Here is a 24,017-nt window from a genome sequence, read left to right as displayed (position 1 = left end):
AAATACAATGAATGTAGAATTCATCAACCCTTTTTTATCCTCTCTTATCAATGTTTTAGCCACTATGGCACAAACAGAATTGACACCAGGTAAGCCAAAAATCAAGAAAGATGAAGTGGCTCGCGGTGATGTTTCTGGTCTTATAGGAATGGTTGGCCCACAAACCAAGGGATCGTTTTCAATTACGTTTGATGCAAGTTTAGCGCTTGCCATTATGGAACGTATGTTGGGTGAACGCCCAGACAAAATAAATGAAGAAGTCACCGATATGGTCGGTGAAATCACTAACATGGTGACTGGTGGCGCAAAGAATTTGTTGGGCGAAAAAGGCTATGACTTTGATATGGCTACACCGATTGTTGTATCCGGTCCTGGGCACACTATTACACATAAATGTGAAGGTCCGAAAATCATCATGCCATTCACTTCACCTGACGGTAATGCCAATATCGAGGTTAGTTTCGATAAATTATGATTTGGGTAAGAAAATCGCTCTCGTTGAAACCCCGTTCTCGGGGTTTTCATTTAATAGACACTGAAATAGTTAATGCGATACCTGAACTGTCACAGTGCTCTATCGGGCTCCTGCATCTTTTTCTGCAGCACACATCTGCGAGTCTAACCATCAACGAAAATGCCGACCCCACGGTGCGTATGGACTTGGAAAGCCATTTTAATCAGTTTGTTCCCGAGCGCCAATCGTATTATCGTCATGACTACGAAGGAGATGACGACATGCCCGCCCACATCAAATCGAGCATTCTAGGCGTTTCTTTGACTATTCCTGTAGAGGCTGGACGGTTGCAAATGGGAACTTGGCAAGGAGTTTACCTCGGCGAACACCGCGATAATGGTGGCGTGCGAAAACTGATAGTAACGCTTCAAGGGCAATAAACCCATTCGACATAGGGTAAAATGGGCTTTCAACGGGGGGATTATGCGCGTACTTAACCTAAATACTCGTAGCTCACTCGCGGTGTAACGTTACACAGTAATTCATACGGAATCGTTCCCGCACTCTCGGCAATTTCCTCAACTGGCAGATTTGGGCCCCACATTTCGACGGCATCACCAATTTTAACGTTATTGGTATTGTCACCAATGTCGACGGTGATCATATCCATGGAAACACTACCGACTATCCCAAAACGTTTGCCAGCAATCATGACTGGAGTGCCTTCTTTGGCATGTCTTGGGTATCCATCGCCATAACCAACAGCAATAACGGCTAAATAGGTAGTTTCTTTCGCTTGCCAACGTGAACCGTAACCCACCCCTTCGCCTTTTGCAACTTTGCGAATTGCGATGACCTTCGTCGTAAGTCGCATGACGGCTTTAAGACCGTGATCTGAACCAATTTGGCCAACCATCGGTGACACACCATACAGCATCAAACCAGGTCGCACCCAATCGCCGTGACTGCTTGGCCAGCCGATGATCCCCGCAGAGTTTGCTAGACAAAGCGCTTCGTGTTGAGAGTTTATAGTATGCAGAAATGCATCAATTTGTTTTGTTGTTTTGTCATTGGCAAGATCATCTGCACACGCAAAATGGGTCATCAAATTAACGTTCGGTTTGGCATTTGCACAGGCCTTTAAACGACGATAGAACGATTCGAACTGAGAGGGTTCTATACCGAGGCGATGCATGCCGGTATCCACTTTCAACCACGTCGCAATGGGTGCATCCAAATTAGCGGTTTCCAAAGCAGTCAATTGGGTTTCATCGTGGATAATCGTCTGGAAATTGTTGGCCAATAGAATTGGCAAATCCGCTTCATGGAAAAACCCTTCCAACAACACGATTGGCTTGGTTAGCCCGCCTGCGCGAAGCGCTAACGCCTCATCAATACGGGCGACCGCAAATGCATCCGCTTCCGCCAAATGTTGTGCAATCTTTACCAATCCATGCCCATACGCATTCGCCTTCAATACCGCCATAATTTTGCTTTGTGGTGCAAATGCTTTGGTTCTTGAAAGGTTAAAAGACAGTGCTTCTAAATCAATTTCTGCAGCAACTAAACGCATTAATACTCATCTTCAAATGCCGGACCGGCGTAATTATCAAAACGAGAGTATTGGCCTTGGAACGTTAACCTAACCTTACCAATCGGACCATTACGCTGCTTACCGATAATAATTTCGGCAATACCTTTATCTGGACTGTCTTCGTGATATACCTCATCACGGTAAATGAACATGATTAAGTCGGCATCCTGCTCGATGGACCCAGATTCACGAAGATCCGAGTTTACAGGACGTTTATCGGCACGTTGTTCCAATGTACGGTTTAGCTGCGACAGCGCCACAACTGGACACTGCAATTCTTTTGCTAAGGCTTTTAATGAACGTGAGATTTCGGCAATTTCTAAGGTACGGTTATCCGATAAACTTGGAACACGCATAAGCTGTAAGTAGTCCACCATGATCATAGAAATACCGCCATGATCACGCGCAATACGCCGCGCACGTGAACGCACATCGGTTGGTGTAAGACCTGACGCGTCATCTACATACATCTTACCTTTGTCCATGAGAAGACCCATCGTCGAAGACAAACGCGCCCAATCATCGTCATCTAACTGGCCTGTACGGACTTTAGTTTGGTTAATACGACCAAGCGAAGCGAGCATCCTCATCATGATCTGTTCTGATGGCATCTCGAGTGAGAAGATAAGCACAGGCTTGTCTTGCGTCATTGCCGCATGTTCACACAAGTTCATGGCGAACGTAGTTTTACCCATAGATGGACGCGCCGCTACGATAATCAAATCGGAAGGTTGCATACCCGCCGTCATTTTGTCTAAGTCGTTGTACCCTGTACTAACCCCAGTAACACCATCTTGTGGTGACTGATAGAGCTCTTCAATTTTATCTACCGTTTTTTCCAAAATGGCGTGAATACTTTGCGGGCCTTCCGTACTTTTTGTTCGCTTTTCCGCAATTTTAAACACTTTACTTTCAGCCAGATCCAATAACTCATGGCTATCGCGACCTTCAGGATTAAAACCGGCTTCGGCAATCTCATTGGCCACGCCAATCATTTCACGTACAACGGCTCGTTCACGTACGATGTGCGCATAGGCATCTATGTTCGCAGCACTTGGCGTGTTTTTGGCGATTTCAGCCAAATAAGCAAATCCGCCCACACTCGCCAATTGATTGTTCTTCTCCAACGTTTCGGAAATCGTGATCAAATCGATAGGTTGGCCAAGTTCAACCAACTTTTCCATCGCTTCGAAAATCAGCTTGTGCGTTCGCGTGTAAAAATCGTGAGAGACAACGAGCTCCGCCACGCGGTCAAATGCTTCGTTATCCAGCATCAATCCACCCAATACCGATTGCTCGGCTTCAATGGAATGCGGTGGGACTTTTAGTGATTCGACTTGTTTATCCGGTCTTGCCATCTTGCTTATTACCTTGGAAGTGAAGCTCTATTCTATCGGCTTCGAAGGAATGTGCAAACCGTCAGGAAGGAAATCACCAGAAGAACCAAAAAAACGATGCTTCTGGTGACAATTAATGCAAAAAATTAACGATTCTTGAGCGTGATGTTGCCACTGACTGTGTCAATTTCAATGTTAGCTTTACCGCCATTCGTTGAAAAGTTTAAGCGGCGAGAGCCTGAATATTTTGCCTTTGTAGCCTGTTCGTCGCTCAATTTGTTGTGGATACTACCACCCGAGTGCGTTTGGATATCAAAATTTGCCGACACATTGGTTGGGAAATACAGTTCAGTGTCACCACTCACGCTGTTAATATCAATACGTGCACCGGACAATAATTCTTCAACGTAAATCTCCGCCTCACCATTAACCGTATTGTAATCAAGGTTTTTAAGTTGTTTAAATCGGAACTCCACTTCACCGTTCACATTCTCAAATTTCACGTCTTGGGCTTCGGTATCACTGTTCACTTCCCCATTCACGGCGTTAATACGTAGCGAGCCTTTCGAGTGACGGTCTTTAATGTCACCGTTAACCGTTTCTAGATGGATGTCTCCTTCTAAATCAGTCGCCGTAACACCACCATTTACCGTTGATAGGTGTGTCGTTCCTGTAAGTTTAGTCGCTTTAATATCACCATTTACCGTCTTAACTCGAGTATGGTTCAACAAGTCGCTCACCGAAACATCCACATTGACTCCTTCGTAATTCAACGCACTCTGCTTTGGAACATAAATAACCAAATCGGAACCATCACTGTTGTCACGCCACTTCTTACTTCGTGGTGTGTTGACAATAAACTCTGTCACGTTGCCATTGGTTTCCAAACGATATCCTTTGGCGAGCTCATCCAGTTCACCCGTTACTTTAAAAGACGCTTTGTCCCATGCCTTAATGACCACATCACCACGATCATTTTCGATGATAATTTTACCATCCACAGGCACATCGATTTGTCTATCAATGCGTTCCGCGGCAAAGCTACTTGCCGAAAGTAATAGCCCAGGGATTAGCGCGAGTGTCATAGCTGATAATTTCATAATCTTTTCCTATCCTAAATTTGTTGCCATGTGGGCTGATGGACTTTGTTAATCAGATCCAGTTGCTGTTGGTAAACTTGCGATAACATACGAAGCAGCGCTGCATTTTGTGGATCGGCTTCGAGTGCTTTACGAATAGCCGCCTCAGCTGATTCCAGCTCAACAAGCTGTGTTTGCCAGTTATCAGTTAATGCCGGTTGCTCTTTGTATTTCACTAATAAGCTTTGTTTTTGTGTTTCAAAGAAATCCGCAATCACCACGGCGTTATTAGGCTCACGTTGCATCGTTACAGCGATGCTTAAAACGGCAGCCACGGTGCATGCCGCAACCCCCATCCAAGGTTTAACGCGTGTTCTGTTCATTTGCTGTGGCGCTTCACTGACGATTGCACGCTCTATTCCAGTCCAAAGGTCACGCTCAGGCGCAATCTCTCTTGGTAGGGAATTCAACTCTTCATTAAGCATGTCATTGAACGACTTTTTATTCATTTTCATACCACTCCTGCATCAGTTGTCTTGCGCGATGATATTGAGCCTTGCTTGAACCTACCGCCATGCCCATCAGGTCAGCAATTTCTTCATGTCGATACCCTTCAACAGCATGAAGAACAAACACCAATCTCGCTCTTTCCGGCAATCGTACAATCAACTTGTCTAACCCACCCAGCATTGGGCAACTTTCAACGTCAGCTTGTTCCATACCTTCTTCTTCAAAACTCACCACTCGTTGCAGCCAATTTTTTTGCTTACGTAAATAACTGATAGCAATGTTGCTCGTAACACTATGCAGCCAAGTACTAAATTGGGATTGCCCATTAAACTGATCCAATTTATTCCACACTTGGACGAACACTTCCTGACAAACATCCTCTGCACTATGAGGATCTGCAGTCAAACGCAGACTCAGGGCATAAACACGTTTTTCATGACGAGAAAACAAATCTCGAAACGCGTGTTGACAACCAGAGACGCATCGAGTGATCAACGCTTGCTCGTCTTCCTGTAAGAACGCCTGTTTAGCGTCTATCAACATGAGTCTTTCCCATTTTTATTCTATTTTGAGTACATGTTATTTAAACATGCTTTGTTATCTAAGACGAAACAGCCTAACGAAAGGTTTAAATGAATTGCAAAAAAACTCGTTAATCTTTGAAAATATGCGCGAATTTCAACGTATAAATTGAATTGATTGAAGTAAGAAGAGGTTGAAGGGCGCCCTTTTGAAATAACATCGGTGCCCTTTTGATAGATTATTCCGTTGGTAGTTTGTATCGCCAGCCCAAGAAGGTAATTTTCGCGGCTTGCTTCAGTGATGTACTGCCACCTAACTGAATGTTTTTCAGGGCTGCATCAAAGTGTACACCGCTTCCGCCTGATGCATTAATGGAAGCACCTCTCACTGTGCCATAAAGCTGCCCACTGCCTTTCATAATAATTGTAGTACGCGGTGCATAAATTGCGGCATACAGATCAGTCGCACCACTAAAAATGAACCCTTCAGGATCTGAATTCGATGAAAAGAAGCTCAAAGAGGCAAAGCCACTTTTCGTTAATCCTTCTTGTGCAGTGATAATTTTTGCGCTCGCGCCAATATCGACTTTCCCAGTAACGAAAATAGTTAAACTACTTTCTTTGGTAATGTTAATACGGGTATCACCTGACATCACGAAATCACCATCAATAAGCCAGATTACATCGCCACCGAGGATAGTGACTTGACTATCACTCGTCAACGATGCCCCTTTCATACCAAAGACAAGTGGATCATCCGATCCCATACTGCCTTGATTCGCAGTCATGCTGTCTAGAATATAGATTGACTGTGAAAACGGGGTACGCGTACCTGAGCCATTTTTCGTGAAGTAACCAATACTTGGTGTAAAATCAAACTTTTGAGTTGGTCCCGTTTTGAAAGGTCGAAATAAAGAAGATTGCTCCATAACATCGGGCATATTTAGCGGCAGCGCTAACGGATCACATTCTTTATCTGGTTTACTTGGATCATAGTCCGGTGACGTTGGGTCATACACTCTGACAGGTTCAACATTAGGGTTCACATTAAAACGCGAGTTACTGTACGGAAGTCCTTGCTGTGAATGTTTGCTGCTATCATCGAAATTGCCTCGTCCTCCATACTGGATGGCAAAATCATCATTGTTCACGTTACCGATTTTACTTCCCCACTTCATGGTTGCATCACCATTGACGCGAACGGTACCAGTGACCAAACCACCGCGGTGTAAATAAAAGCCGCCTGATAAGATATTCCCTTCAACTCGCGTCCCCCCGCCGTAGGAAATATCTACGCCAGTATTTGAATGAATGTCGCCAATAATGGGCGAAGAACCTTGCAGATAAATAACGCCTGAGGCTTTCACATCACCTTTAATCGGTGAATGACCTGCAAGTACAACATCTGAATCACCAATTACCGTATTCACGTCTCCATCATTGGTTTTCGTTTCTTCATAGCTACCTTTAGAAGAATCATAGCTGTCAACCGAACCGCTACCCGACAAATTTACCCCTTTGCACCCAGTCACGGCATGACTAAAAACAGATTCATACACAGCACCTTGAAACGCAAATCGAGCGACTAGACTTGCATTTGCATCTTTGTTGTATCTTGAACCAGTTGAATGTATTTCAAACTCAGAATCCGAGACTTTGACCAAATTCGTCGCAAACAGCGCATCAGCGTTAATACTCCCTTTTCCTGATTGCTTGCCGTAAAGCTCTAGTAACTTATCCACGGTCAACGTTGCATCATTCGGTAATTCATTTTGAAGAGATTCTGCATGCGTGAAAATACCTTGCTCTGAAAGCAATCGAGCATTGAGGTCTTTTTGGAAGTTACCGCTCATACGTTCTTGCACAATCGATTCTTTCAATGCTGCAAAGACCACGATACTCGCCATTGTCGTGAGCAACATCACTGTGATTAGGGTAAAACCTTTTGACGCTTTTTTCATCATGGCGTACTTCCATATGCATTTGTCAGAACCAGCTGTGTTGCTGCTATGTCAATACGTACACCATTTGCAAAAGGCGCTGGCATATTTACGGAACGAATGAAAATACTGACCAATAGATTGTTATATTGAAATCTCGCTGTGTTGAGGCCCTTCACCAAATTGACTTTGCCAACACCATTATTACACACCAAAAAGTCACCCTCGCGGGTATAGGTTTCCTCATATGCATTTTCAATGACCTGACCACTGCAGCTGATGGTATTGCCGCTTTGAGACAAGACTAGTCGCGCACCTTCATCAAACACTTGGGGTTCACGAATTGTTTGCTTAATACTGCGCGTAAGCACCTGATTACTGTAACGTACGACCTCTTGCGCTATCTCTAAATCACGGGCTGTAGACAATGTGCTTTTGATTGCACCGTACGACATCGCTACACCAGACAATAAAATGAGTCCCGCGACCATTGCAACCAACAACTCGATTAACGTATACCCTTTCATCATTCACCCACTAACAGTTATTGGGCAGTGTTGGATACGCAACACTTAAACGGATCTGATTGTCGAGCGAGTCTTCCATGCGTTCATCAAACCAACGAACAGAAACGGCCATATTTTTCGCAAAAGCGTTAGGCATGATTAGCTCAAACACGCGACTCTGTGGTTGGATTGCTTGTCTAAAACTTGCTTCGTTATAACGGTCAACAGCACCATGTTGTAATTGGCATTGTTCTATCCACATACGTTCAATCGCATTTTGTCCTTGTACAAGCGCCAACGAATAGTGGTAACTGTTCGTCGCAAATTGCAGCGCTTTTAATTGTGTTGCAGCCAACCCCAATAGCGCGACGCCAGCGACAACAATAGAAACCATCACTTCCAACAGTGAAAATCCATGTGAAGGTTGGCTTAAGCGCATGCGTTTTGTCCTTCTGCAAGCCAGCTTTGACCACTTAATAGCGTGCAAAAGCGAATGTCAGTGGTGCTCACATCGTTATCGGTAATTAACACATTACTCGCTTGACTCACTTCGCCGGAATTACGGATCTGCAACGTAGGAAACGCAATCGAAATAGTAGAATGAGCTATTGATACGCGGCGCAGCTCTATCTCTTCACCATTTTTCTTCTCGATAACACGCCAGTCTTTGTCACTCGCACGTAACTCAAGCACAACGTCACGCTTTACCGCTTCGCTGCGCGCAAAGCGATAGAGAGCTTGAATCTGATTCGCCTGAGTAACTAATCTGTCGCGTTTGATTTGTGTGACAAAGCTTGGCATCGCAAGCACACTTAAAATCGCCACAATAGCGACACCGATGACAAGTTCTGTGAGCGTAAATCCGCGGTTCTGTTTACCAGCAACCATCGCTTGATGCTCCTAATTTAGACTGATGATCAATGCTCAGTGTCCCACAGACATCACCAGTTTGGCCCGAACCGGATTTCGGTGCTGCACTGAGTTTGTAAGCGCGGAAGTAATCATCGTCAATGGCTGTCAAAGGCACATACGTGAAGGTGTAGTACTCACTGACTGGTACGTCATAATTTTTGGGATAGCCACCCTGCCGAGTATAAATACGTTCTAAGTGAGTCGCTGTTTGAAACATTGTTTGCTGGGCTTCATTGCGGCGACTTTCTTGAATATAACGAGCGTAACTCGGCATCGCTAAACTGTATAAGATCCCAAGAATGGCTATTGCAATTAAAAGCTCTACGAGCGTAAAACCAGCAAAACGACTTTTCACTTCTAACTCCACAAATGACATCGCTGTCATTTATAAATACATTGATATTGCGAATTTGTAAACAGGGACAAACTCTCAACAGGATAACATGACAATTATACCGATTAAAGGTACTTGCGTTACATGCAATTACACCGTCTGCGCATGTGAGGTTTCATCATCCGATAATGAATTATTATTTGAATTTTTTTGAGGCGAGAGAGAGAAATTGCCGCGTGTTAAACACGCGGCACGCTTAATAAATTAAGCTTCAGCGATAACGATTACTTTGATCGTTGCAGTAACTTCAGAGTGAAGTTGAATCGCTACGTCAAACTCACCAGTTTCACGGATTGAACCTAGTGGAAGACGAACTTCTGACTTAGCTACTTCTAGGCCAACAGCAGTGATCGCGTCAGAAATGTCGCGAGTACCGATTGAACCGAAAAGTTTACCTTCGTCACCAGCTTTAGAAACAAGAGTAACTTCTGCAAGAGCAGCTAGTTTCTCTGCGCGCGCTTGTGCTGCAGTTAGCTCTTCAGCTACTTTAGCTTCAAGTTCTGCACGACGTGCTTCAAAAGTTTCAACGTTAGCTTGAGTCGCTGGAACTGCTTTACCACGTGGGAAAAGGAAGTTACGAGCGTAGCCAGATTTAACAGCAACCTGGTCACCCAAGTTACCTAGGTTTGCGATCTTGTCTAGTAGAATAACTTGCATGTCTCTACACCTTTTAAAAACTGTTAAACCGCTGCTTACTTGTGTAAGTCAGTGTATGGAAGAAGGGCTAGGTAGCGAGCGCGCTTGATAGCTGCTGCTAGTTGGCGCTGGTATTTAGCGCTTGTACCAGTAATACGGCTTGGTACGATTTTGCCACTTTCAGTCACATAGTTTTTAAGAGTAGCTAGATCTTTGTAATCGATTTGTTGTACGCCTTCTGCTTTAAAACGGCAGAATTTACGACGTCTGAAATAACGTGCCATGAGTAATTTCCTCAATTAATTCTTTCAATATGCTGAGCATGCAGTACAAGTTGACTCAAACCATTTCGGCTTTCGTGTCGGTTTAAAAAACCGCTTACTTGTATTACCTGTCCAACGTATAAATGCTGTGTTTGAGACTGAAATTGTTCTCCACTAGCAACTACTTGAAGACGAACATAACTTTGTCGCTCCATCCCTGCTTCAATTTGTGTTGAGCGATGCTCTAGCACGAATTGGCAGTGAGAAATGCCAGCTGGGCTTTGGCTAAATTTCGGTGTTTTACACACCGTACCAGATAAAACGAGTAAATTGCTAAACGGATTCGTTTGCACCACTCACCTCATCGCCCGGAGATTCAGAATCAATTAACGATTAAGCAGATGCTGCTTCTTTTTTCTCTTCTTTTGCAAGAGGAGACGCTTCAGTTACCGCGTTTTTAGTACGCATAACTAGGTTACGAAGCACTGCATCGTTGTAGCGGAAAGAAGTCTCAAGCTCGCTGATTACTTCGTATGGCGCTTCAACGTTCAATAGAACATAGTGTGCTTTGTGAAGCTTTTCGATTGGGTATGCCAATTGACGACGACCCCAGTCTTCTAAACGGTGGATAGTACCGCCAGCTTCTGTGATAGCACCAGTATAACGCTCGATCATACCAGGTACTTGCTCACTTTGATCTGGGTGAACCATGAATACGATTTCGTAATGACGCATGGATATTCCTTACGGTTAATTAAGCCTCGTCCCGTTTCGGCCGGTCGGGTTAAGGCAAGGAACGATAGTTACAAGGCCGAAAGAGCGCGTATTTTACGCGTAGCGCTAAAATTAAGCAATAAAATTTATATGGGAATTCGAGCGAAATTGGTAGTTAGATGATATTTCAGAAGATTAACGGAGGAATTTGGAGCGGCACATGAGGTTCGAACTCATGACCTCAACCTTGGCAAGGTTGCGCTCTACCAGCTGAGCTAGTGCCGCTTCATAGTATGCCCATTTTTTAGAACGCTGGAGCGCAACGGGTTGCGTCTTTCATTCTTAGCAGCTGAGCGAGTGCCGCTTCATAATATGCTCGTTTTTTAGAATGCTGGAGCGCAACAGGTTGCGTCTTTCATTCTTAGCAGCTGAGCGAGTGCCGCTTCATAGGTTTTCTTCTATTTAAAACACCGAAGAAAGTGTTTGGAGCGGCACATGAGGTTCGAACTCATGACCTCAACCTTGGCAAGGTTGCGCTCTACCAGCTGAGCTAGTGCCGCTTCATAATATGCTCGTTTTTTAGAATGCTGGAGCGCAACGGGTTGCGTCTTTCATTCTTAGCAGCTGAGCGAGTGCCGCTTCATAGATTTTCTTCTATTTAAAACACCGAAGAAAGTGTTTGGAGCGGCACATGAGGTTCGAACTCATGACCTCAACCTTGGCAAGGTTGCGCTCTACCAGCTGAGCTAGTGCCGCTTCATAGTTTGCTCATTTTTTAGAACGCTGGAGCGCAACGGGTTGCGTCTTTCATTCTTAGCAGCTGAGCGAGTGCCGCTTCATAGGTTTTCTTCTATTTAAAACACCGAAGAGAGTGTTTGGAGCGGCACATGAGGTTCGAACTCATGACCTCAACCTTGGCAAGGTTGCGCTCTACCAGCTGAGCTAGTGCCGCTTCATAGTTAATTCATTATTTTAACAGTCGAATTAAAACTGAAGATTTGGAGCGGCACATGAGGTTCGAACTCATGACCTCAACCTTGGCAAGGTTGCGCTCTACCAGCTGAGCTAGTGCCGCTTCATAGTATGCCCATTTTTTTAGAACGCTGGAGCGCAACGGGTTGCGTCTTTCATTCTTAGCAGCTGAGCTAGTGCCGCTTCATAGTATGCCCATTTTTTAGAACGCTGGAGCGCAACAAGTTGCGTCTTACATCCGTTGCAGCTGAGCGAGTGCTGCGTTATTTAAACTTAAGATAGATTTGCCCCACAAGACTTCTCTACTCAAGCGGGGCGTGATTTTACAAAATAGAATGGGGTTTGCAAGTACTTTTTACAGTTTGAAGAACTTTTCTTGGTAAACCTTCAATTCCATAATGGAATCTTTAATATCGTCTAATGCAAGATGAGAACTTTTTTCTTTACTTGTGTTAGCAATTCCGGTTTCCAACGACGTGCAAGTTCTTTAATGGTACTTACGTCAATATTTCGATAGTGGAAGTACGCTTCTAGTTCTGGCATGTACTTCACCAAAAAGCGTCTATCTTGACCAATTGAGTTACCGCACATAGGTGACTTACCTGGTGGAACCCAATGTTTAAGGAAATCTAATGTTTCTTTTATAGCGTCAGCTTCAGTATAGGTCGACGCTTTGCAGCGTGCGGTTAACCCTGAGCGGCCATGTTGATTGATACACCACTCATCCATATTATCAAGCAACTCATCGCTTTGATGGATAGCGATAACCGGGCCCTCAGCCAAAACATTGAGGTCTCCATCGGTTACAACTGTACCAATTTCTAAAATTTTATCGGTTTCTGGCTCTAGGCCAGTCATTTCGAGATCTAACCAGATCAGATTTGATTCATGAAAAGACATACACTACCTTAACGGTACTTCCTTTAGATCTAACGCAATAAGATATATCATATTCGCTTCATCCACTGACCAAAAGCTTTTTTTGCCAGAAACCTTGCCTAAATCAAGTTATCTAGCAAAGCTAAGCATAGGCCATTAACAAAAAACCGTACATTATTTCATGGCAAAGCAGAAAAAATTAAGTCACGGCCAATCTAGACGGATCAACGCGAACCACCAAAAACGCTTAAGTAAAGCTAAGCGAGACAGCGGCTCAAAAGACGTTCAGTGGCAAACCGATAATTTAGGGCAACCTGAATCCGCTTTAGTAATTAGTCGTTTTGGACAACACGCTGATATAGAAACAGTACAAGGTGAAGTGCTACGTTGCAACATTCGCCGTACAGTTAAAAGTATCGTTACTGGTGATGAAGTGGTATTTCGTCGCGCAAAAGTCAGTGACGGCGACTTAGCCGGCGTCATTGAAGCCGTTGAAGAACGTCGCTCTCAACTCACTCGTCCCGATTTCTATGATGGCGTTAAAGTTGTCGCTGCAAATATTGATCAAATCTTAATGGTTTCTGCCGTAGTACCGGAATTCACGCCGCAAATCATCGATCGCTATTTAGTGGCGTGTGAAGACATGGGGATTCCACCTATTCTAGTCCTAAACAAAGTCGACTTGTTAGATGAAGAAAGCCGTGAGTTTGTTGAAGAGGTGTTAGATATCTATCGCGAGTTGAACTATCAAGTTTTATTAGTCAGTAATGAAACAGGTGAAGGTATCGACGAGCTTAAACATTTGCTTATAGACAAAAACAGCATTTTTGTCGGGCAGTCCGGCGTAGGAAAATCTACATTAGTAAATACGGTCCTGCCTGAAGCGAAGATTTTAACTCAGCAGGTTTCTGAGAATAGTGGCCTAGGTCAACACACCACAACCGTATCGCGATTACATCATTTGCCAAGTGGCGGTAACCTCATTGATAGCCCAGGGATCCGAGAATTTGGCTTGTGGCATCTTGAACCAGAGCGCGTGACTTGGTGTTTCAGAGAGTTCCGCGAATATTTAGGTGGCTGTAAATTTCGTGATTGCAAACATTTAGACGATCCAGGCTGCATTTTGCGTGAGGCCGTTGATGAAGGAACAATAAGCGAAATGCGCTTTGAAAACTATCATCGAATTTTAGAGTCGATGGCCGATGGCCGCGCAGGCGCGCGTGCTCCACGCGTTTAGTAAATTGAGAAAGGGCCTTGAGCCCTTTTCCGTTTTTATCTACATGCACATAGGCTTGTCGTAGCTGTCCTGAAATTTACCTTCACCGCTGCAATTTCTTATCCAGTACGGCAACTAACTTGTGCTACTATCTGCAAAATTTTGCGAACAGGATCTTATCGTGAGCTTAGATAAACTAAAAATTGCGTTTCAATATGCTTTGCCAAAACATGGTATTTCTCGCTTAGTTGGAAAACTAGCGGCCGCAGAAGCTGGTGCGCTGACCACAGCGTTGATTAAATTGTTCATCAAACAATATAAAATCGACATGACTGAAGCATTGCACGAAGATCCCGCACACTATAAAACGTTTAATGAATTCTTTACCCGTCCACTAAAACCGGGTATTCGCCCATTGGCAGATGCAAGCGACATTATTGCCCACCCTGTTGATGGTGCAATTAGCCAACTTGGCGATGTCGTCGATGGGCAAATCATTCAGGCCAAAGGCCACGACTACAGTTTACAAACACTCTTAGGCGGTAAAGAAGAAGATGTAGCACCGTATCTAGGTGGTAAATTCGCTTGTATTTATTTGGCTCCAAAGGATTATCATCGAATCCACATGCCAATTGATGGTGTGCTACGTAAGATGATTTACGTACCGGGCGATCTGTTCTCAGTGAATCCACTTACCGCTCAAAATGTACCAAATTTGTTTGCACGCAACGAACGTGTGGTTGCGATATTTGATACGGCAATTGGCCCACTTTCGATGGTCTTGGTCGGTGCAACAATCGTTGCGAGCATTGAAACAATTTGGGCTGGTACAGTCACACCACCAGCAGGAAAAGACGTATTCAGTTGGGAATACCCGACTGAAGGAATGAATGCGATTAAGCTGAAAAAAGGCGACGAAATGGGCCGCTTTAAATTAGGTTCAACCGTTATTCTTGCGTGGGGTGCAAATCAAGCTGAATTTTTAGCGGACCAGCAACCTGAAACAATAACGCGCATGGGGACACCATTTGCGACCATCAGCCAGTAAACGACATACATCATGTTCTGAAAGCCAGCGTCCGTTGGCTTTTTTCATACAATCCTTCCCTGTTTAGTATCCATTATACGGCATTGTTAAAAAGCATAGCTGTGCATTATTCAGGAAAAGTTGAACATTTTTTCCTCACTTTGTTGGCCAAATAGGTAAATACATGTTTAAATAAAGGGTACTTCACATTGCAGTCGTGAAGTCTTTGTCATTTAAAAGGATATTTTATGAAACAATGTATTGCAGCTCTGCTGTCACTTGTTAGCTTGTCCTCTTTAGCAACTGAAGTTCCGGTCATTGAATTAGATGGCGCTCCAGTCAAACTCACTATCGATGATTTTTCACCCATCACAAAAAGGTTTGGTCCTCGTGATGCGATAGTTGGTTATGAAGCGCTGATTGATGTAAACAGTGACTCTCCGCTATCGCAGCTCATTATTGAAAGTGATGGATTGCTGAAAACAAAATGGTATGCCGCGAATTTCGGTGTAACGACCCGTTTTTACTGTAGCGGAACTCCTGTCGCAATGAGTAAAGCGTTTGGATACCGTGATTTACGCAAGGTCGTATACGCGGAGCCTCATGTTGAAGAAATTAGATACGACATTGCTACTTGCTCACAGTTGAAAATTGAAATTACCAAAGACGGTTCGCTATCAAGACAGTTTTACACGCAAATCGAGTCCATCGAGTTCAATGTATCCCTGTCTGGAAATCAGCAAGGAGAAGCCGAATGAGCAACCTACTTAAATCGCTAACGATTGGTACATTCATTTTGACAAGCCCGCATGTACTTGCGGATGGGTTTGACCGGGCGTTCACGTTGCAAGATTTCACTCAGCAAGATGGGGTGTACTCAATCGACGTGGATACATCAACATTATCCTATCAACCTGTTCTGACGTTAACTGTCACAACAGAAGGTGAAGGTAAACTGGTAACCGGCAAACGCGCAGCGTGTACATATGAAAAAGCAGGTGAATGTGCTGGTGAACAGATTGAAAGCGCGTTTTCTGAATTAGTGTATGAAGCACAGGTATCCGTGTCTTGTGACGACAAGCCGCTCTACAAACGCTTTATTCACTCAACAGAGCTTACAAATACCGTACTTACGAATAACTCAGCTTCAGCAAACTTAAAGCACACAGAGTACTTAGCAAAAAATACCCTGTGTAGCTCGATTGGTTTGACGATTAGACCTATTGGCGAAACGCAATTAAGTGCGTTGGAAGGCCATCTGAGTCTTGGTCGCTCCACGAAGTAAGCATGGCAACATCAAGAAGCATGTCTCCATTGGCTTGCTTCTTTTCTTCTTCCTCTAATTCGACCCACAACATCCACAATGTGGATCCTTCTGCAACTGAAACACCTTCTGTTCTAACGATTGTCCATCAAAAAAAGCAACATGACACGGTTTGTTCGCACGAAGAATAATGTTCAGGCACAAAATCACTTGCTGAGACCCGATAACACCAAGTAATGGACTTAGCACACCCAACGTATCGCAATTCCCTACCGCTGAGGCTAGGTCATCCGCAGAGTGACTTGGAAACAAGCACTCATAGCACGCACTCTCCATTCGAAAATCAAATGCCATCACCTGCCCAGATGTACCTTGCACAGCACCCGCAACTAAAGGGATTTTTTTCGATTGGCAAAAACGATTAATCAAATAACGAGTGCTAAAATTATCCGAACAATCAAGCACACAATCAGCGTCACTCAACCACGCTGCTATTGTATCTGACGATACTTTTCCGGCATGCGCTTGCAACACAATGTCATTGTTCAAGTTCGCCAACACCTTTTGCGCCGCCTTTGCCTTTTGTTGACCTAAGTGACTTACTTTAAACAAAATTTGCCGCTGCAAATTGGATAACTCAACTGCATCGTCGTCAATCAACGTTAATCGACCAATACCGCTTGCGGCTAGATACAAGAGCGCAGGACTGCCCAGTCCTCCACAGCCCACCACCACGACATGTGCTGACTTTAACTTGAGCTGCCCAACTTCACCTATTTCAGGCATCAAGAGATGACGACTGTAACGAATTCGCTCCTTATCCGTTAGCTTCATTGTCCACCTATTGCCGCTTGTAATTGACCGATTGCAACACGATGGTCGTCAGCTTCGGTGATTGCCCGAACCACAGCCACGCTCCCCACCCCCGTATCCGCAACGTTGCGTGCTCGCGCTAAATCAATACCGCCTATCGCCACTGTCGGATAAAACTCAGCCATTAATGGCACAAAGTAGCGCAGCTTCTCCAACCCCTGAATTTGACCCGTCATGTCTTTTGTCGACGTTGGATAAATTGCACCAAACGCGAGATAGCTGGGCTTGTAATTGTGCGCACGAACCATCTCATAAAATCCATGCGTCGACACGCCTAAACAAACACCTGCCTTCTGAATAGCCGCGAGATCTGCACTTAATAAATCTTCTTGGCCTAAATGAACGCCAAATGCACCATGTTTAATTGCTAACGCCCAGTGGTCGTTGATGAAAACGCGCGCACCGTAAATTTGGCCTAATTTTATTGATTCCGCGATTTGTGACTCTAATGTCGACTCATCTGCGTCTTTTATTCGTAACTGCACGGTTTTCACACCGGAAGCTAAACACTTTTCTACCCAAGTAAGCGAATCCACTACGGCGTACAACCCCAGTTCATCGTCAATTTGTGAAAATCCGGCGGCGAGGCGTTCAGGGTGAGAGCAGTCCAGGTCTAATTCATCCCCAAGCCAACTTCCGCCCTCAATGACCTGTGGGTAATCGCCAAGTTCAATAGGGAAACCTTTATGAGCAACGGGCCCTCGTCCTTCACCAAATCGCACCGCCGTTCGTAATCCTTGATTGATATAAGCTTTCGCTAGGATAAATGCGTCTTTGAGAGGGTACGCTTTTGCCATACACGCAGCAATTACTGAAGCAAAACTACACCCTGTACCGTGGCTGTGAGGGGTTTGAATTGACATCGAACCAAGCCAATACTCGTCTTGCCCATCTGATGCGAAGTCAATGCAATACCCTTTTGGGTAATCCCAATGACCACCTTTAATAATCACGTTTGCTATCCCCATCGCATGGAATTTAGCTGCGGCTTCTCGTACAGCACTTGGACCAATTAAATAAACCCCAGTGAGCATTTGGGTTTCTTGCGTATTTGGAGTGATTACATCAACAAGTGGAAGTAGATATTTCTTTAGTGACTCAAGTGTATTTTCTTCTGTTAAAGCGTCACCGCTGGATGCGATGGCAACTGGGTCATACACAACAATAGGAGGCGTAACCCAAGTTTGCTTATAGTGACTCAAATGTTCAGCCACCAGCTCGACTTGTGCTACGTTCGCCAACATGCCAATTTTGATTGCTTTGGCTGGCATGTCGTTGCCAAGCGCAAGCAACTGCGATTCCAATACATCAAGGCTCACACTATTAATCGCAGAGACCTCAACACTATTTTGTGCCGTAATTGCGGTAATAATACTGCAGCCATGAACACCAAAACTGTGCATTGCTTTTAAATCGGCTTGGATACCTGCACCGCCACCACTGTCTGATCCTGCGATGCTCCATACTACTTCCGACATGCTAACTCCTACGTGTACTACCTAACTATTTATTGTGATTGATGCCAAAAAGGCATGCCCAATGTCGGCGTCGATGGCGCTGCAACCTCTTTTTCAGGCATTGCAACCGCCTCGAAACTCATTCTTCCGGCATCAACGGCTGCACGAAACGCTCTCGCCATTGTTTCAGGACATCCCGCACCTGCGACGGCGGAATTCAATAAAACACCATCATACCCGATTTCAAGTGCCTGGCAGGCATGTGAAGGTAGACCTAGTCCTGCGTCGACTATCAGCGTCATTTCGGGCAAGCGCTCACGTATCGTTTTAAGTGCATAAGGATTTAAAAGCCCTTTTCCCGTACCAATTGGCGCCCCCCAAGGCATCAAAACCTCGCAGCCACTGTCTGCTAATTTTTGACATAAAACTAAGTCATCGGTGCAATAAGGCAGAACTTTGAACCCATCGTCTAATAGAATCTTGGTCGCTTCCAACAACGCAAATGGATCTGGCTGCAAGTTGTATTCATCACCAATGAGTTCAAGTTTAATCCAATCGGTGGCAAACACCTCTCGACACATATGCGCAAGAGTGACCGCTTCTTTTACACTGTGACAACCTGCCGTGTTTGGTAAAACTCGAAGCCCCAATTCTTTTATTAGATCCCAAAAATCTTGCCCTGCCGACACTGAATTTTGGCGGCGCAATGAGACCGTCACAATGTCCGCACCGGAAGCTCGGATAGCTGATTGCATTACCGCAGGCGATGGGTAAAGCGCCGAGCCAATCAGCAACCGGCTCGTGAATGTTTCTCCATAAATCTTCAGCGACATGGGTAGTTATCCTCCTTGAATAGGTGACAACACTTCAATACTGTCGCCATTATTAAGGATATACCCGCCAAGTATGGAGCTTGGCACAAATTGTCCATTAACCGCGACAGCGAAAGGTTTCTTGGCGCCTTGCGCATCAATCACTACATGCAGCACTGAATCCTCAGGGACTTCGATTACATCACCATTAAATAAGAGTTTCACAGCAAAACCTCGCTAAGTGCCTCACGCACCACGCTGGGTGCAAGTAAAAAACCATGTCGATATAGCCCATTGATTTCAATCACATTGCCATGTCGAGAAATACGTGGACGATTGTCTTTAAATGCAGGTCTTAACCCTGAGCGAAGCGCTAATACCCGTCCTTCAGCAAACCCACTGTGTACAGTATATGCCGCAGACAACAGCTCCAAGGTCGAACGTACTGTCACGGGCCCTGCATCTTGAGATTCAATCTCGGTTGCTCCAATCACAAACTCATGATTGGGTTTAGGGGCGATATAAATAGGATAACGTGGGTGCATCAGCCTTACTGGCCGCGTAATTGACACATCTCGTGCGTAAATACGTGCGACTTCGCCACGCACCCCTCGAAGATCCTGCATGACCTCTTTTGCCCCAATTCCACGACAATCGATTATCCAATCAAAATCCTCACCATTGAGGCTCTGCGGACACTTCGATACCGAGACATTGAAGTGGAATACGACGTTTTGTTTCAGCAATGCACGGTAACTTGCTGTGTAGAAAGCCAGATTATCGAGTTGTCCTTCACAAGGTAAAAAAAGTCCTTGTGTAAAGCGCCCAGCCAGTTCCGGTTCAAACTGACCAACTTGCGTCGCATTAAGGACCGAGGCTGAATGCTCCTGAAGCGGCTTAAGCCGCTGCTGAAAACTCAGTAAATCCCCTTTATCTTGCTGGTGCGCAACAACCAGAGTACCTTGCTGTTGAAACATTACCGTGTCATCTAACTCGGCTAATAGCGTCTGCCACAATGTCATCGACTCTAACCCTCTGAGAGCGAGATCAGCTTCGCATATCACCGATTCTGCCATAGGCGCCAACATCGCTGCGGCAAGAGTTCCTGCACTTTGCAGCGTGCGTTCATCATCGGCTTCAAAAATGGTCAATGCGTGAGTTTTAGATAACATGAGTGCCGCCACACGGCCGACTAATCCAAACCCAACAATTGCAACTTTAGCCATATCACCTCGTATTACGATTTTGAATCATTGTGGTGTGCCACGATTCTCGCTTGTGCACACCGTGCATCACAATAATCAGTTTGGTTTATGGTAAAGTTCAGAGCCTGATGCTTTAAATTCAGCTGACTTGGCTTTCATTTCAGCTTCCACATCCACCATTTTGATTTCAATGTGTTCGCCCATTGCATTTGGATCAATGCCTTGAGCTTCCAGTGACTTAGCAAAATCACGTACATCTTGAGTGATCTTCATGGAACAGAACTTAGGTCCGCACATTGAACAGAAATGGGCCACTTTCCCCGACTCTTGTGGCAATGTCTCATCGTGATAAGACAATGCACGCTCTGGATCTAAACTTAAGTTGAATTGGTCATGCCAACGGAATTCAAATCGTGCTTTTGACAAAGCATTATCCCGAACTTGAGCCCCCGGATGACCTTTCGCTAAGTCCGCCGCATGCGCAGCAATTTTATAGGTAATCAAACCTTCTTTTACGTCTTCTTTATTTGGTAACCCCAAATGCTCTTTTGGTGTGACATAACACAACATCGCACAGCCATACCAAGCGATTTGTGCCGCGCCAATGCCAGAGGTAAAGTGATCATAACCTGGGGCAATATCTGTGGTGAGCGGCCCTAAAGTATAGAATGGCGCTTCATCACAATGTTTCAGTTGCTCTTCCATGTTCTCTTTGATCATATGCATTGGCACGTGACCTGGGCCTTCAATAAAGACTTGAACATCGTGTTTCCAGGCAATTTTAGTCAGTTCACCCAACGTACGTAATTCACTGAACTGTGCGTCGTCGTTTGCATCCGCAATGGAACCTGGACGTAAACCATCCCCTAGTGAGAACGCCACGTCGTATTGCTTAAGAATTTGGCAGATGTCTTCAAAATGTGTGTATAGGAAGTTTTCTTTGTGGTGCGCCAAACACCATTTCGCCATGATAGACCCCCCACGTGACACAATCCCTGTGACCCGTTTAGCTGTCATTGGAACGTAACGTAGTAGCACACCCGCGTGAATCGTAAAATAATCGACCCCCTGCTCTGCTTGCTCAATGAGCGTGTCTCGAAAAATTTCCCACGTTAAGTCTTCTGCCACCCCGTTCACTTTCTCAAGTGCTTGGTAGATGGGAACCGTACCGATAGGCACCGGCGAGTTACGCACTATCCACTCCCGTGTTTCGTGAATATACCGACCCGTTGATAAATCCATCACCGTATCAGCCCCCCAACGGGTCGACCACACTAATTTTTCAACTTCTTCTTCAATCGACGAGCTTACCGATGAATTGCCAATATTGGAGTTTACTTTCACTAAGAAATTGCGACCGATGATCATCGGCTCTGACTCAGGATGATTAATGTTACATGGTAAAACGGCTCGTCCACGCGCAATCTCGTCACGCACAAATTCTGGTGTTATAAATTCAGGGATACTAGCCCCAAAGGATTCACCTTTGTGTTGCTGCGCCAGCAACTCCTCACGCAACTTCGCGCGGCCCATGTTTTCACGGATAGCCACATACTCCATTTCAGGCGTCACGATGCCTTGTCGCGCATAATGCATTTGCGTCACATTTTTGCCCGGCTTAGCACGACGAATTTTAGGTAGGTTTTCAAAACGGATGTGATCCAACCCTTCATCGGCAAGACGTTGCTGTGAGAAATGCGAAGTGACGGACGTTAATTCATCAGTGTCATCACGAGATACTATCCACGTGTCACGAAACTTAGGTAAACCAACACGAACGTCGATCCGCATTTCGGGATCGGTATAAGGACCTGATGTGTCGTACACACGAACGGGCGCATTCTTTTCAAAAATCGGGTTTTCTTCAGTACCACCAACAAATGAATCATTCAACGCGATTTCACGCATTCCCACGCGAACACCAGGATGGTCACCTTCAACGTAGACTTTATGGCTGTTTGGAAACGGTTGTCCCGTCAGGTTATAAATATATTCAGAGGCTGCCTCGCGTGACTCGCGACGGCTTAACTTAGATGTAGAATTTGACATGACTTTCCTCATTGCTCTTAAGGTGTCTTGTCAGATTTCCCACTACAGGAAGAGATAAAGCTCATTGGCTTTAATTGGATCTTACTTGTGAGCGAAGGTTACACCTTCCCTTTTCGCGAATTAACGCTTTTCAGAAAAAGCACTTAACTACACGAGGCTATTTGCTCACAAGGCCAATCTTATCACAGACTGGCTGCTTGTTCCCTACGCAGGTATTAACCTGATCAGGTTCACGGATCCCGCAAAATGCGATCTCAGCCCAAAAGGGCACTCCGACAAGTAAACGAAATATTGTACGCCAAAGAGTCTAACTGAGAATTAGGTTAAGGTACAACCGAAAAACGCGTTAATTTCTCATAATCAAAAAACATGCTTTCATACCGAGCGCGACAGGTGAGCTAAAATGAAAGGGTTAAGGCGTCGTCTTAAACTACTTAACCGCTTTGAAAAGGAATGTCTGTTCACCAGATAATTGCAATTTGCCGTCAATAAACGTTGCTCTAACGCCTGACTGTAACAGTGCAAGAAACTGTTGTTCAACCGCGTTACTTGCTTCATCACAAAGTTTTCGTGTCATGCCCAAGTTACCAATATACAAAGTATTGTCTTGTAATGATGCAGACCCAAAGTAACGGTTACAACCTGAAGAGCCAGACACTTGCAAAGCTTCGATAAATTTCAGACTCACTGGAGCCGAAAATTGTGCTTTTTTCCATTTAAACTGATCAATTGCCACGAAGTATGTTTGAGCGAATTCTCAGAAATAACTTGGGTTGAACTACAGCCGCTCAATCCAAACAGAAATGCGACAAAAACAGCAAAAACAACGATACTTTTCATGGTCTAATGGCAAATAATAAATTACGTAAAGTATACACTGCTCTTTTTGCCAGACCCAGTATTTCTGCTCAATTACGCCGCTTTTCAGCCTTTATAGGGAATAAAAAGTGAATCAACTGCTTCAGGAAGAAACGGACGCCCTTGTTCATTAACAGATGTTCCTACAATCAGTGCATCCAACATCACTTTATCATCACTCATTCGGATCACTCGCTGCAAAAATCCGAACTTGAGTCGACTCAATCTCGTCGGTTCCACTTCAACGACAAAACGATCTCCTGGTTTCAATGAATCTTTAAAGTTCATTTCGGCACGGATCACCACTAGATTAATTTTATCTTCTGCGAGCTTGGCAAAATCAACTCCATTGGCGAGCAAAAATTCGTGGCGAGCATGTTCCAAATAGTTAAAGTACACCCCGTTGTTTACAATCCCTTGCAAGTCGCACTCATAGTCACGCACGCTCAATTCTATTTTAAATGTCATAAACTGATCCTTTTGCTAAATTTGACCCGTTTATACCACACTGAATCTGTAGACTGGTCTGCTCTATAACAGAAAGT

General features: G+C 44.7%; 28 protein-coding genes, 5 tRNA genes, 1 pseudogene and 1 riboswitch. Of the genes and pseudogenes, 6 read left to right on the top strand and 28 right to left on the bottom strand.

Annotation, left to right across the window (positions count from 1 at the left end):
• Positions 1 to 7 precede the first annotated feature (7 nt).
• Together NI389_RS11590 and NI389_RS11585 are read left to right on the top strand one after the other, a co-directional pair.
• Positions 8 to 475, top strand: coding sequence for a chemotaxis protein CheX (locus NI389_RS11590; RefSeq protein ID WP_208842185.1), 468 nt, complete (start codon positions 8 to 10; stop codon positions 473 to 475).
• Complete coding sequence (locus NI389_RS11585) at positions 472 to 894, top strand: secondary thiamine-phosphate synthase enzyme YjbQ (RefSeq protein ID WP_308360059.1); 423 nt, start codon at positions 472 to 474, stop codon at positions 892 to 894. Before NI389_RS11590 ends, NI389_RS11585 begins: the two co-directional genes overlap by 4 nt.
• A 53-nt stretch (positions 895 to 947) precedes the next feature.
• On the opposite strand, the gene alr is transcribed toward NI389_RS11585, so the two are convergent.
• The 20 genes and pseudogenes from alr to orn form a co-directional block, all read right to left on the bottom strand.
• Positions 948 to 2,027 carry an alanine racemase gene (alr, locus tag NI389_RS11580; RefSeq protein WP_308360057.1) on the bottom strand — a complete coding sequence of 360 codons (1,080 nt, stop codon included), beginning with the start codon at positions 2,025 to 2,027 and terminating at the stop codon, positions 948 to 950.
• A complete protein-coding gene (dnaB, locus tag NI389_RS11575) occupies positions 2,027 to 3,406 on the bottom strand; it encodes a replicative DNA helicase (RefSeq protein ID WP_308360056.1) in 1,380 nt (459 codons plus the stop codon). Before dnaB ends, alr begins: the two co-directional genes overlap by 1 nt.
• A 125-nt stretch (positions 3,407 to 3,531) precedes the next feature.
• Positions 3,532 to 4,485, bottom strand: coding sequence for a DUF4097 family beta strand repeat-containing protein (locus NI389_RS11570; protein ID WP_308360055.1), 954 nt, complete (start codon positions 4,483 to 4,485; stop codon positions 3,532 to 3,534).
• Positions 4,486 to 4,499: 14 nt separating this feature from the next.
• Positions 4,500 to 4,979 (bottom strand): hypothetical protein, encoded by a 480-nt coding sequence (locus NI389_RS11565; RefSeq protein ID WP_308360054.1) that lies wholly within the window; start codon positions 4,977 to 4,979, stop codon positions 4,500 to 4,502.
• On the bottom strand, positions 4,966 to 5,517 hold the full coding sequence (locus tag NI389_RS11560) for an RNA polymerase sigma factor (RefSeq protein ID WP_208842172.1): 552 nt from the start codon (positions 5,515 to 5,517) through the stop codon (positions 4,966 to 4,968). Before NI389_RS11560 ends, NI389_RS11565 begins: the two co-directional genes overlap by 14 nt.
• 217 nt (positions 5,518 to 5,734) lie before the next feature.
• Positions 5,735 to 7,459, bottom strand: coding sequence for a DUF7305 domain-containing protein (locus NI389_RS11555; RefSeq protein ID WP_308360053.1), 1,725 nt, complete (start codon positions 7,457 to 7,459; stop codon positions 5,735 to 5,737).
• The gene (locus NI389_RS11550; protein WP_308360052.1) at positions 7,456 to 7,965 is read right to left on the bottom strand and encodes a PilW family protein; all 510 of its coding nucleotides are present in this window, start codon (positions 7,963 to 7,965) and stop codon (positions 7,456 to 7,458) included. Before NI389_RS11550 ends, NI389_RS11555 begins: the two co-directional genes overlap by 4 nt.
• A 7-nt stretch (positions 7,966 to 7,972) precedes the next feature.
• Complete coding sequence (locus NI389_RS11545) at positions 7,973 to 8,380, bottom strand: type IV pilus modification PilV family protein (protein WP_308360051.1); 408 nt, start codon at positions 8,378 to 8,380, stop codon at positions 7,973 to 7,975.
• Complete coding sequence (locus tag NI389_RS11540; protein WP_308360050.1) at positions 8,371 to 8,829, bottom strand: GspH/FimT family pseudopilin; 459 nt, start codon at positions 8,827 to 8,829, stop codon at positions 8,371 to 8,373. The genes NI389_RS11545 and NI389_RS11540 overlap by 10 nt, the downstream gene beginning before the upstream one ends.
• Entirely contained in the window at positions 8,816 to 9,238 is a 423-nt protein-coding gene (locus NI389_RS11535; protein WP_308360049.1) for a type IV pilin protein, read from the bottom strand. Before NI389_RS11535 ends, NI389_RS11540 begins: the two co-directional genes overlap by 14 nt.
• A gap of 213 nt (positions 9,239 to 9,451) precedes the next feature.
• Complete coding sequence (rplI, locus tag NI389_RS11530) at positions 9,452 to 9,904, bottom strand: 50S ribosomal protein L9 (protein ID WP_208842166.1); 453 nt, start codon at positions 9,902 to 9,904, stop codon at positions 9,452 to 9,454.
• 35 nt (positions 9,905 to 9,939) lie between these two features.
• Complete coding sequence (gene rpsR / locus NI389_RS11525; RefSeq protein WP_005493466.1) at positions 9,940 to 10,167, bottom strand: 30S ribosomal protein S18; 228 nt, start codon at positions 10,165 to 10,167, stop codon at positions 9,940 to 9,942.
• Positions 10,168 to 10,178: 11 nt separating this feature from the next.
• Complete coding sequence (priB, locus tag NI389_RS11520) at positions 10,179 to 10,502, bottom strand: primosomal replication protein N (protein WP_208842165.1); 324 nt, start codon at positions 10,500 to 10,502, stop codon at positions 10,179 to 10,181.
• 37 nt (positions 10,503 to 10,539) lie between these two features.
• Positions 10,540 to 10,881 carry a 30S ribosomal protein S6 gene (gene rpsF, locus NI389_RS11515; protein ID WP_208842164.1) on the bottom strand — a complete coding sequence of 114 codons (342 nt, stop codon included), beginning with the start codon at positions 10,879 to 10,881 and terminating at the stop codon, positions 10,540 to 10,542.
• A gap of 188 nt (positions 10,882 to 11,069) precedes the next feature.
• Positions 11,070 to 11,145: transfer RNA gene (locus NI389_RS11510), tRNA-Gly, on the bottom strand.
• Between the two features lie 199 nt (positions 11,146 to 11,344).
• A tRNA-Gly gene (locus NI389_RS11505) sits at positions 11,345 to 11,420 on the bottom strand.
• A 120-nt stretch (positions 11,421 to 11,540) separates the two neighbouring features.
• Positions 11,541 to 11,616 (bottom strand) — tRNA-Gly (locus tag NI389_RS11500).
• A gap of 120 nt (positions 11,617 to 11,736) precedes the next feature.
• A tRNA-Gly gene (locus NI389_RS11495) sits at positions 11,737 to 11,812 on the bottom strand.
• 47 nt (positions 11,813 to 11,859) lie between these two features.
• A tRNA-Gly gene (locus NI389_RS11490) sits at positions 11,860 to 11,935 on the bottom strand.
• A gap of 252 nt (positions 11,936 to 12,187) precedes the next feature.
• Positions 12,188 to 12,732 (bottom strand): annotated as a pseudogene (gene orn / locus NI389_RS11485) (oligoribonuclease).
• Positions 12,733 to 12,892: 160 nt separating this feature from the next.
• Between orn and rsgA the strand changes: the two are divergent.
• From rsgA to NI389_RS11465, 4 genes are all read left to right on the top strand, one after another.
• On the top strand, positions 12,893 to 13,948 hold the full coding sequence (gene rsgA / locus NI389_RS11480; protein ID WP_308360047.1) for a small ribosomal subunit biogenesis GTPase RsgA: 1,056 nt from the start codon (positions 12,893 to 12,895) through the stop codon (positions 13,946 to 13,948).
• Between the two features lie 160 nt (positions 13,949 to 14,108).
• Positions 14,109 to 14,975, top strand: coding sequence for an archaetidylserine decarboxylase (asd, locus tag NI389_RS11475; protein WP_308360046.1), 867 nt, complete (start codon positions 14,109 to 14,111; stop codon positions 14,973 to 14,975).
• Between the two features lie 227 nt (positions 14,976 to 15,202).
• On the top strand, positions 15,203 to 15,712 hold the full coding sequence (locus NI389_RS11470) for a hypothetical protein (RefSeq protein ID WP_308360044.1): 510 nt from the start codon (positions 15,203 to 15,205) through the stop codon (positions 15,710 to 15,712).
• On the top strand, positions 15,709 to 16,239 hold the full coding sequence (locus tag NI389_RS11465) for a hypothetical protein (RefSeq protein ID WP_308360043.1): 531 nt from the start codon (positions 15,709 to 15,711) through the stop codon (positions 16,237 to 16,239). The genes NI389_RS11470 and NI389_RS11465 overlap by 4 nt, the downstream gene beginning before the upstream one ends.
• Before the next feature lie 54 nt (positions 16,240 to 16,293).
• Here the strand turns inward: NI389_RS11465 and NI389_RS11460 are convergent, their stop codons facing one another.
• The 8 genes from NI389_RS11460 to NI389_RS11425 form a co-directional block, all read right to left on the bottom strand.
• Entirely contained in the window at positions 16,294 to 17,052 is a 759-nt protein-coding gene (locus NI389_RS11460) for a HesA/MoeB/ThiF family protein (protein ID WP_308360041.1), read from the bottom strand.
• Positions 17,049 to 18,569 carry a thiamine phosphate synthase gene (gene thiE / locus NI389_RS11455; RefSeq protein WP_308360040.1) on the bottom strand — a complete coding sequence of 507 codons (1,521 nt, stop codon included), beginning with the start codon at positions 18,567 to 18,569 and terminating at the stop codon, positions 17,049 to 17,051. Before thiE ends, NI389_RS11460 begins: the two co-directional genes overlap by 4 nt.
• 29 nt (positions 18,570 to 18,598) lie before the next feature.
• Positions 18,599 to 19,381 carry a thiazole synthase gene (locus NI389_RS11450; RefSeq protein ID WP_308360039.1) on the bottom strand — a complete coding sequence of 261 codons (783 nt, stop codon included), beginning with the start codon at positions 19,379 to 19,381 and terminating at the stop codon, positions 18,599 to 18,601.
• Positions 19,382 to 19,387: 6 nt separating this feature from the next.
• Positions 19,388 to 19,585, bottom strand: coding sequence for a sulfur carrier protein ThiS (thiS, locus tag NI389_RS11445; protein WP_308360038.1), 198 nt, complete (start codon positions 19,583 to 19,585; stop codon positions 19,388 to 19,390).
• Positions 19,582 to 20,586: an FAD-dependent oxidoreductase gene (locus NI389_RS11440; RefSeq protein ID WP_308360037.1), complete on the bottom strand. Its 1,005-nt coding sequence runs from the start codon at positions 20,584 to 20,586 to the stop codon at positions 19,582 to 19,584. The genes thiS and NI389_RS11440 overlap by 4 nt, the downstream gene beginning before the upstream one ends.
• Before the next feature lie 75 nt (positions 20,587 to 20,661).
• Positions 20,662 to 22,614, bottom strand: coding sequence for a phosphomethylpyrimidine synthase ThiC (thiC, locus tag NI389_RS11435; RefSeq protein ID WP_308360036.1), 1,953 nt, complete (start codon positions 22,612 to 22,614; stop codon positions 20,662 to 20,664).
• Positions 22,615 to 22,798: 184 nt separating this feature from the next.
• Positions 22,799 to 22,899, bottom strand: a riboswitch (TPP riboswitch).
• 145 nt (positions 22,900 to 23,044) lie between these two features.
• Complete coding sequence (locus NI389_RS11430) at positions 23,045 to 23,350, bottom strand: META domain-containing protein (RefSeq protein WP_308360035.1); 306 nt, start codon at positions 23,348 to 23,350, stop codon at positions 23,045 to 23,047.
• 188 nt (positions 23,351 to 23,538) lie between these two features.
• Complete coding sequence (locus NI389_RS11425; protein ID WP_308360034.1) at positions 23,539 to 23,940, bottom strand: acyl-CoA thioesterase; 402 nt, start codon at positions 23,938 to 23,940, stop codon at positions 23,539 to 23,541.
• Positions 23,941 to 24,017 lie beyond the last annotated feature (77 nt).

The sequence above is a fragment of the Pseudoalteromonas xiamenensis genome (assembly GCF_030994125.1).
Taxonomy (GTDB): domain Bacteria; phylum Pseudomonadota; class Gammaproteobacteria; order Enterobacterales; family Alteromonadaceae; genus Pseudoalteromonas; species Pseudoalteromonas xiamenensis_B.
This window is presented reverse-complemented; position numbering and strand designations above follow the sequence as displayed.

Coding starts and splice junctions, on each gene's coding strand:
- NI389_RS11590 (WP_208842185.1), top strand. CDS start 8: ATGAATGTAGAATTCATCAACCCTTTTTTATCCTCTCTTATCAATGTT.
- NI389_RS11585 (WP_308360059.1), top strand. CDS start 472: ATGATTTGGGTAAGAAAATCGCTCTCGTTGAAACCCCGTTCTCGGGGT.
- alr (WP_308360057.1), bottom strand. CDS start 2,027: ATGCGTTTAGTTGCTGCAGAAATTGATTTAGAAGCACTGTCTTTTAAC.
- dnaB (WP_308360056.1), bottom strand. CDS start 3,406: ATGGCAAGACCGGATAAACAAGTCGAATCACTAAAAGTCCCACCGCAT.
- NI389_RS11570 (WP_308360055.1), bottom strand. CDS start 4,485: ATGAAATTATCAGCTATGACACTCGCGCTAATCCCTGGGCTATTACTT.
- NI389_RS11565 (WP_308360054.1), bottom strand. CDS start 4,979: ATGAAAATGAATAAAAAGTCGTTCAATGACATGCTTAATGAAGAGTTG.
- NI389_RS11560 (WP_208842172.1), bottom strand. CDS start 5,517: ATGTTGATAGACGCTAAACAGGCGTTCTTACAGGAAGACGAGCAAGCG.
- NI389_RS11555 (WP_308360053.1), bottom strand. CDS start 7,459: ATGATGAAAAAAGCGTCAAAAGGTTTTACCCTAATCACAGTGATGTTG.
- NI389_RS11550 (WP_308360052.1), bottom strand. CDS start 7,965: ATGATGAAAGGGTATACGTTAATCGAGTTGTTGGTTGCAATGGTCGCG.
- NI389_RS11545 (WP_308360051.1), bottom strand. CDS start 8,380: ATGCGCTTAAGCCAACCTTCACATGGATTTTCACTGTTGGAAGTGATG.
- NI389_RS11540 (WP_308360050.1), bottom strand. CDS start 8,829: ATGGTTGCTGGTAAACAGAACCGCGGATTTACGCTCACAGAACTTGTC.
- NI389_RS11535 (WP_308360049.1), bottom strand. CDS start 9,238: ATGACAGCGATGTCATTTGTGGAGTTAGAAGTGAAAAGTCGTTTTGCT.
- rplI (WP_208842166.1), bottom strand. CDS start 9,904: ATGCAAGTTATTCTACTAGACAAGATCGCAAACCTAGGTAACTTGGGT.
- rpsR (WP_005493466.1), bottom strand. CDS start 10,167: ATGGCACGTTATTTCAGACGTCGTAAATTCTGCCGTTTTAAAGCAGAA.
- rpsF (WP_208842164.1), bottom strand. CDS start 10,881: ATGCGTCATTACGAAATCGTATTCATGGTTCACCCAGATCAAAGTGAG.
- rsgA (WP_308360047.1), top strand. CDS start 12,893: ATGGCAAAGCAGAAAAAATTAAGTCACGGCCAATCTAGACGGATCAAC.
- NI389_RS11470 (WP_308360044.1), top strand. CDS start 15,203: ATGAAACAATGTATTGCAGCTCTGCTGTCACTTGTTAGCTTGTCCTCT.
- NI389_RS11465 (WP_308360043.1), top strand. CDS start 15,709: ATGAGCAACCTACTTAAATCGCTAACGATTGGTACATTCATTTTGACA.
- NI389_RS11460 (WP_308360041.1), bottom strand. CDS start 17,052: ATGAAGCTAACGGATAAGGAGCGAATTCGTTACAGTCGTCATCTCTTG.
- thiE (WP_308360040.1), bottom strand. CDS start 18,569: ATGTCGGAAGTAGTATGGAGCATCGCAGGATCAGACAGTGGTGGCGGT.
- NI389_RS11450 (WP_308360039.1), bottom strand. CDS start 19,381: ATGTCGCTGAAGATTTATGGAGAAACATTCACGAGCCGGTTGCTGATT.
- NI389_RS11440 (WP_308360037.1), bottom strand. CDS start 20,586: ATGGCTAAAGTTGCAATTGTTGGGTTTGGATTAGTCGGCCGTGTGGCG.
- thiC (WP_308360036.1), bottom strand. CDS start 22,614: ATGTCAAATTCTACATCTAAGTTAAGCCGTCGCGAGTCACGCGAGGCA.
- NI389_RS11425 (WP_308360034.1), bottom strand. CDS start 23,940: ATGACATTTAAAATAGAATTGAGCGTGCGTGACTATGAGTGCGACTTG.